At 69.7% G+C, this 1745-nt stretch carries 3 protein-coding genes; 2 read left to right on the top strand and 1 reads right to left on the bottom strand.

Annotated elements, in window-relative coordinates:
* Positions 1–301: 301 nt before the first annotated feature.
* Positions 302–754 carry a hypothetical protein gene (locus tag FOE67_RS24785; protein ID WP_182667052.1) on the bottom strand — a complete coding sequence of 151 codons (453 nt, stop codon included), beginning with the start codon at positions 752–754 and terminating at the stop codon, positions 302–304.
* 167 nt (positions 755–921) lie between these two features.
* On the opposite strand from FOE67_RS24785, the gene FOE67_RS24780 reads away from it, so the two are divergent.
* Together FOE67_RS24780 and FOE67_RS24775 are read left to right on the top strand one after the other, a co-directional pair.
* Complete coding sequence (locus FOE67_RS24780; RefSeq protein WP_182667051.1) at positions 922–1227, top strand: helix-turn-helix domain-containing protein; 306 nt, start codon at positions 922–924, stop codon at positions 1225–1227.
* Positions 1224–1508 carry a DNA-binding protein gene (locus tag FOE67_RS24775; RefSeq protein ID WP_182667050.1) on the top strand — a complete coding sequence of 95 codons (285 nt, stop codon included), beginning with the start codon at positions 1224–1226 and terminating at the stop codon, positions 1506–1508. Before FOE67_RS24780 ends, FOE67_RS24775 begins: the two co-directional genes overlap by 4 nt.
* Positions 1509–1745 lie beyond the last annotated feature (237 nt).

The following is a 1745-nucleotide window of genomic DNA, read 5'->3' as shown; positions in this document are numbered from 1 at the left end:
GGCTTGTGGAGGTACTTGTGGGCGGCGAGTTCCTGGCGGGTGGCGGTGATGTCGCGGCGCAGGGTGGTGATGGTGCGGTGGTGGTGGATGGCGGCCAGGGTGAGGGCGGTGAGGACGACGGTGAGCGTGAAGGGGGCCACGGTGCCTCCGGTGGGGATGTGCGCCGGCGTGCGCCGGATCACATAAGGGTGGGGAAAGCACCGTTTTTCCACAAGTGGGGCGACCTGACGGGCTGTTGATTGCCTGCGCAACCATCTCGGGGCCAGGTCGTTGCGGGTTCGTGACATCCGTGGCCAGGGGTTCACGCTGTGTTGCGGTACTCACGTTCGACGAGGTGTGTGAGGGCTCGCTGGAGGACCCGGCGACGGTCCAGTTGGGTGAGTGGTTCCAGCGCCAGGCGGATGATGCCGTAGGCGCGTTCGACGTCGGGGCCGGCGGTGTCGGCGGAGGGTTCGGCGTCGGCTTCGAGCATGAGCGCCAGCTCGGTCGCGGCGTCCCGGCGGCCGGTGGCGTCGAGGTCTTGGGGGGTGAGGCCGACGACGTGGGCCATGCGGGCGATGGTGTCGGCGGGGGCGCCTGACACGGGGACGTAGTTGCCTCGGCCGACGACTTGGTAGCCGGAGGCGATTTGTCGCCATCGGCCTTCTGAGATGCCGGCGGCTTCGGCTGCGCGGCGGACGGAGATGCGGGCGCGCTTTTGCGCGGCAGTGATGGCGGCGCCCTCGGGGGTGGGTGCCGGACGGCTGGTGGTCATGGTGCGAACTTTCGCACACCTTCGCACCTGCGGTCACCAGGGCTCTCGTAGACGGCGCGATGCATATGCCGTGCGCCGGCGTGCCGGGCGCACATCGGCCACACGACTTCGCACGAATCGAGCAGACTTGCTCGCCTTCGCGCGAACTTCGCACTATGGTGGTCGGCATGCACCAAGCACGACGTCCTCCCAAGGACCCCCTTGACCATGACCCGGACGCGGTGCGAGCGGCGCGTGAAGCCGCAGGTCTGACACGTACCGCGCTGGCCCGGGAGGTGGGTGTCTCCCTCTCCCTGATGTCCGAGATCGAAAGCGGCACCCGGAACTGCACCCCGGAACGGATGGCGGAAATCGCCCGCGTTTTGGGGGTGGATCCGGATCTGCTGGCCCGTTCGCCCCGGGTGGTGCCGTGCCCCCGGTGTGAAGGCGTGGGCCGGGTGCTGGAGCCCCGGCAGGAAGTGAGCGCCGCATGAAGACCGACCCGAGGAACGCGGAGCCGCAGGCTGCGGTGCGGCGGCACACCTACGAGGAGGCCTCCGCTGCCCTGAAGGGGGTGGGGGTGCGGTGGTTGCAGCGCAACCTGCACCGCCTCCCGCATACCCGACTCGGGCGGACCGTGTACTTCACGGACGCCGACCTGGAGCGGATCGACCACCTGTTCCACCAGGAGCCCGAGAGCGCGCAGCGCCGGGCGGTGGGGGAGTTGCGGCCGAGCCCGGGCAACGCCCGCGCCAAGCAGCTCCGGGCGATCTAGCCCCCTCCATGAGGAAGGGCCGCTCCGTTGCTTGCCGGCCCGGAGCGGCCCCTTGCGTCACATCACACAACCCCGATGACTGGGAGTAGACATGTCCAATCGTAGCGTGCCCGTAGGGCGTTGGGGCCGCGCGAAGCTGAATCCCTTCGCGAAGCCGACGGGCCGTCACCGCCGGGTCGGCCCGGCGCCGGAGCCGCTCGGCCCGCTGTCCCCTGTCTCTTAGACCCCTCTGACGCT

Origin of the sequence: Streptomyces calidiresistens (assembly GCF_014141525.1) — a bacterium.
Taxonomy (GTDB): Bacteria; Actinomycetota; Actinomycetes; order Streptomycetales; family Streptomycetaceae; genus Streptomyces; species Streptomyces calidiresistens.
This window is presented reverse-complemented; position numbering and strand designations above follow the sequence as displayed.

Coding starts and splice junctions, on each gene's coding strand:
- FOE67_RS24785 (WP_182667052.1), bottom strand. CDS start 754: ATGACCACCAGCCGTCCGGCACCCACCCCCGAGGGCGCCGCCATCACT.
- FOE67_RS24780 (WP_182667051.1), top strand. CDS start 922: ATGCACCAAGCACGACGTCCTCCCAAGGACCCCCTTGACCATGACCCG.
- FOE67_RS24775 (WP_182667050.1), top strand. CDS start 1,224: ATGAAGACCGACCCGAGGAACGCGGAGCCGCAGGCTGCGGTGCGGCGG.